Source organism: Neolewinella agarilytica, assembly GCF_900110645.1.
GTDB classification, from domain to species: Bacteria; Bacteroidota; Bacteroidia; order Chitinophagales; family Saprospiraceae; genus Neolewinella; species Neolewinella agarilytica.
Map to the genome: position 1 here is coordinate 1 of NZ_FOFB01000050.1, position 4649 is coordinate 4649.

The window sequence follows — 4649 nt, forward strand, 5'->3', positions numbered from 1 at the left end:
AATTTACTTTTCCGCATGTTGGCGCGATTTAGAAGATGAGTAAGATAAGGTTGTCTTTCTACTAAATTGTGGTTGCGCTCAATGGGAAGCGTACAATATAATTATACAAAAGCACTCAAAAAGCATCCTAGGACACATTAGCTGTTTTCGAAAAAAAAATTAATTTAAATTACACCTTTATAACATCGCTATTTTTAAAATGTCCACAAAAATAAAATCTATAAAATTTAAAAATCACTCAACATATACTCTTCTCAAAAAGAGTGCGTTTTCGGGAACGTCCTTAATGAACCTTACAAATAATTCACCATTAAAAAAGTAAGCCTCTGGGGCCATTCCTCCAGGCAAAGTTTCTTCACCGATTAGGGTCAAATTTTCATCAAAAAGCCTAACTCCAATAAACTGCGCTTTACCGTACATAGGATGTGAAGGAACTGGAGGAACAAAAACTAGTTGACAATACCTATTAGATTCTTCATCGTATACAACTTCCCCATAAACAACACTTTTTGATCGATGAGACAATAGCTCAACCTCATCGAAGCTACCCTTAAATGAATCATTGGAGAGACCCTTAAATGGCTCCTGATAAAACGATTGTGTCAAATCACTCTCTAATGAGAATCGGTAGATATGAGGTGAATAAGCAAATCCATAAACAATATCTTCTTCTACAACGCTAAAAAATGGCTGATGTGTAAAACCGTAATATTGGGTTTGGTCTGGCCACTCCACTGATAAGGGAATTGCTATCCTTTTTTCAATGTCTAATAGTCCTAAAAACGGCCCTTGGTAATGAAAAGGGAAACTATAATCGTCTGAATCGTCTCTCTCCAAATGTACAACTAGGTCCCCCTTATACTCTTGCAGGGGAAATTCATGAGTTGCACGAATAATATATGGCCCGTGGAGCTCCATGTCCATATTATTCGGAAAAAACCTAAACTGATCAATAATTCTTCCTTGAGTATCAAGAGAAACTATTTTTTCATCCGCAGCCACTAAATAACTTCCATCATCTTTAACAATAAAAGATTGAATTCTTCTGATGCCATTAGGACCTTCTTTAGGAATAGTAATAATTTCAGAATCCCCATTTCCTAAATTAATCGATTGAACTCCATTAGCAAAGGGTCTAGTTCGGTACAAGTACTCTGTATTTCCAAAACGTTCCTTAAAAGACACTAACTGGCCTCCATCTATCAAGATACTATCTATCGGAATAGATATGTTATCCAGGCTATTAATTTTAGCAATTGACAATGTACTAATACCAGGGTCCTGGCAAGATATTAATACAAACAAACAACTGAAAATTAAAAATGGTCTCATAATAGTATTTTACAATAACTACCTACCGAGTAGCAAACTCTACTATATTCAGCAAAAAAAGTAGTGCCCCAGAAGAAACAATTACTTCAAGGGCACTAATCGGGCTTACATTGAGGGAGGATCCCAAGCTCCGTTTGAGCTACAATCGCAACGCTTAACAGAACAGTTGTTGCCTGGGTTATCACACTCTGAAGCAGCAATCCACATGCCGTAATCTTCAGAATAGTAGTTACAATTAATGGATTCGTAACCCGCTGATAAATTTAGCGACGCAAACATAAAAGCGATCGCAAAAAAAATGGAAAAAAATCGTTTTTTCATAGTTCATCAATTAAAAAATTATCGCCTGAACACCATCAGGCCATCGCAAAAAAGGCGCAATGAAGCCTATTATCAGAACAATGATAAAGGGGGTAAAATCCAAACTTACCCAAACTTACCCAAACTTACCCAAACTTCGAGTCGGCATTAAGGACATAGGCTGGTATCAGGAAACTTTGGAGGAATTATTTTCAAAAAAGTCACGGTATTAGTATGGCAGGCGGACGGATTGGTGCGATTCATATCCGGCCCATCTTGGGAAGTCGAATTATTCGCAGATAAAACAACTGATAGACCGAAGGGAAGTTGGAGGGCTCCCGAATAAACTATTTTAAGGAACCCTTATATCAACCAAAAAATATTCGCCGTTACATTCAAGCAGCTACAATCCAGAAAAAACGGCGAACTCCAAATAATCCTCACTTCCCGACTCCCTAAACAGAAAAATAGAATCTTTCACCGTAAACCCTCTGGTCTTTACCATCGATGAAATTTTGTTGGTAAAGTGCAACGCCGACTCATCAAAGACTTCCAGGTAGGTTGAATAGGTCACCTCATTCTCAACGCTGGTACTGACCACGAATCGATATTGCATTGACGTACCCGTAACGGAGTACATTCCGGTGTAATAGTCGCTTTTGGAGGAAGCATGAACAAGGCTCTCCATACTACCATCTCCGTTATACGCTTTTAGGATTCCAGGAATCACCTCTGAAGCATATCGCTGTCGCTTCAGCGACTTTTCTAGCGGAGACCAGGTGAAAACCGAATCCATAAAGGGGAAATTATAGACAATCTCACCGTCATCATAATAGTAGTGCAGGGTATTCAGTCCGCCAAAATGGTGATTTCCACTTACCCACTCCGGAATGCCCGGAACTAATTCTTGAACCTTACCCGTATTTACGTTTAGGGCGGCCAAAGTAAGATGAAAAAGAATTAGAGTTAAGGTTATTAAAACTAGAAACTGTCACTCTCTTCTTTAACAACAAGTTTCCCCTTGTAGACTATCCCACCTGCACCACATGGCTTACAAGTACTTTGCTTCCCCACGCACGTCCCTTCACAGAATCCCTGAGAAATCATGGACGGAGAAGAAGAGGGTGAAGCAGCTGAAAGCAATAATAACAATGCAAGAAATGAAAGTATAGATTTCATAAAATTGAATTTAATATTTACGTGAGTCTATGCAGCTCCCGAGAGATTCGAAAAGAATGCATAGTAAAATTTTCTTTGTGCTGTATAGAAGAAGTCAACGGCTATCATGCTATACAGTCAAAATTTACTGTCTAATCCAAAAAATTAATTTCTATAATCTTTCATAAAAAGCCCCCAATGTCCACTTCGATTATATCAGCGCCATCCTTATCTGGATTAACGTCGATTAGATAAATTTTTTGTTCACTTTCAGCGGAAACACATCCAGATGTGAAGATAACATCTTCCATTACGATTTCATGAAATTTCTCCAAACCATCCAGATCATAGATAAAAAGTCGGTTCCCATTTTCCCACGAGTTATCTTCCGGAGTATCCATATTTGGCCCTAAACCACTATATCCAACTACAAGTTTATCACCAATTACTTCCATTGGGTAACAGTAAACCTGGGTAAATGAATTTTCTATTCTAGCAAAATACCCTTCTGGAGTCAAAACGCCTCTAGGAACAAAGTTATCCGGACCTCTAAATCGTTCTATCAAAATTCCGTCAGGTTTATATTTTTGTAGAACATCAATTTCTTCCGCAGCTAGATACAACTCATCTTTTTGTTGATTATAGGCTATTTTAGAAGCAAAAAATTCAGGTAATGCTGCCTCAGGAATAGGCGCAATATCAAATGGAACGGGAAAAAGTGGTTGATTTGAAGGATAACTCAGCTTTTCGGTATCCAAATCAAAAAAAGCCACCAAACTAGGCCCTCCACTTGTTGACAGGATTATTTTCCTATCCGAGATTCGTTTTGCCGAGTTAAACAAGCCTTCCCACTCTATTGAAATCTGACGTACAAAATCATACTCCTCGTTGTAAACGTTTATCTTATTTTCAAATCCTTCGAGTACATAAATGCTATCAGGAGTCTGTTGAGTCGGACCTAAAATAGCTCTAGGATAGTTCAAATAACCTAATCCATCTCCTCTTGTACCAAAAGAATCGATTAAAGCACCAGACTCTCTATCAATAACTCTTATAATCTCATTGTAGCCATCATCTGCCACTAAAAAAACGTCTTTGACGGGATCTATTGTAATTTCCATTGGCACCCTGAGTAAATCCCTAACACCTAGCTCTACGAATGGGATTTCAGCCTTTACTACATTTTTTGATTCAATTTTTTCATATCCTTGTATATCATCAACATTGCCAGCACATCCACATAAAAACAGTGCCACTATAAAAATTGTAACTATCCTATTTATCATAAGTGCTAATTAGATAAGAACACCCTGTTACTTACGGTAAGTAACAGGGTGTTCTTTAAAATATTCATTTTATTGTTCTGTAGGGCAAGTTACAAGTTTCCCCTTGGTTGTCATACCACAACCTTTGCAAACACCACTAGTACCTGTACAGCAGAATTTACATCCAAATGATTCCATGGAAGCACCTGAAGTTAATGTAGCTGAGTTTGGAGCGGCTGAAAATAGGAAAAGCATGCCAAGCCACAGAAATAAAGAAAATAGAGTTTTCATTGTTACTTATATTTCAATTAAAATCTGATAATCAAATCAGCCACCTTTTAGTTGGCAGATGGAACCATTTAACAAATCCAAATTTAGTCCTTTCTGCACCCAAACTTACCCAAACTTACCCAAACTTCGAGTCAGCATTAAGAACATAGGCTGGCATCAGGAAGCTTTAGAGGAATTATTTTCAAAAAAGTCGCGGTATTGGTGGGGGAGGCGGACGGATTGGTGCGATTCATATCCGGCCATCTTGGGAAGTCGAATTATTCGCAGATAAAACAACTAACAGACCGAAGGGAAGTTGGAGGG

4 protein-coding genes are annotated in these 4649 nt (G+C 38.2%); 1 reads left to right on the top strand and 3 read right to left on the bottom strand.

Annotated elements, in window-relative coordinates:
- Window positions 1-234: 234 nt before the first annotated feature.
- The 3 genes from BM123_RS23580 to BM123_RS23590 all read right to left on the bottom strand — a co-directional run bounded on the left by BM123_RS23580 (window position 235) and on the right by BM123_RS23590 (window position 4076).
- Window positions 235-1332 carry a DUF4221 family protein gene (locus tag BM123_RS23580; protein WP_090173589.1) on the bottom strand — a complete coding sequence of 366 codons (1098 nt, stop codon included), beginning with the start codon at window positions 1330-1332 and terminating at the stop codon, window positions 235-237.
- 703 nt (window positions 1333-2035) lie between these two features.
- A complete protein-coding gene (locus BM123_RS23585; protein WP_090173590.1) occupies window positions 2036-2575 on the bottom strand; it encodes a hypothetical protein in 540 nt (179 codons plus the stop codon).
- A 397-nt stretch (window positions 2576-2972) separates the two neighbouring features.
- Window positions 2973-4076 (bottom strand): hypothetical protein, encoded by a 1104-nt coding sequence (locus tag BM123_RS23590; protein ID WP_090173591.1) that lies wholly within the window; start codon window positions 4074-4076, stop codon window positions 2973-2975.
- A 124-nt stretch (window positions 4077-4200) separates the two neighbouring features.
- Here BM123_RS23590 and BM123_RS24330 point away from each other — a divergent pair, with 124 nt between their 5' ends.
- A complete protein-coding gene (locus tag BM123_RS24330; protein ID WP_175489533.1) occupies window positions 4201-4374 on the top strand; it encodes a hypothetical protein in 174 nt (57 codons plus the stop codon).
- Window positions 4375-4649 lie beyond the last annotated feature (275 nt).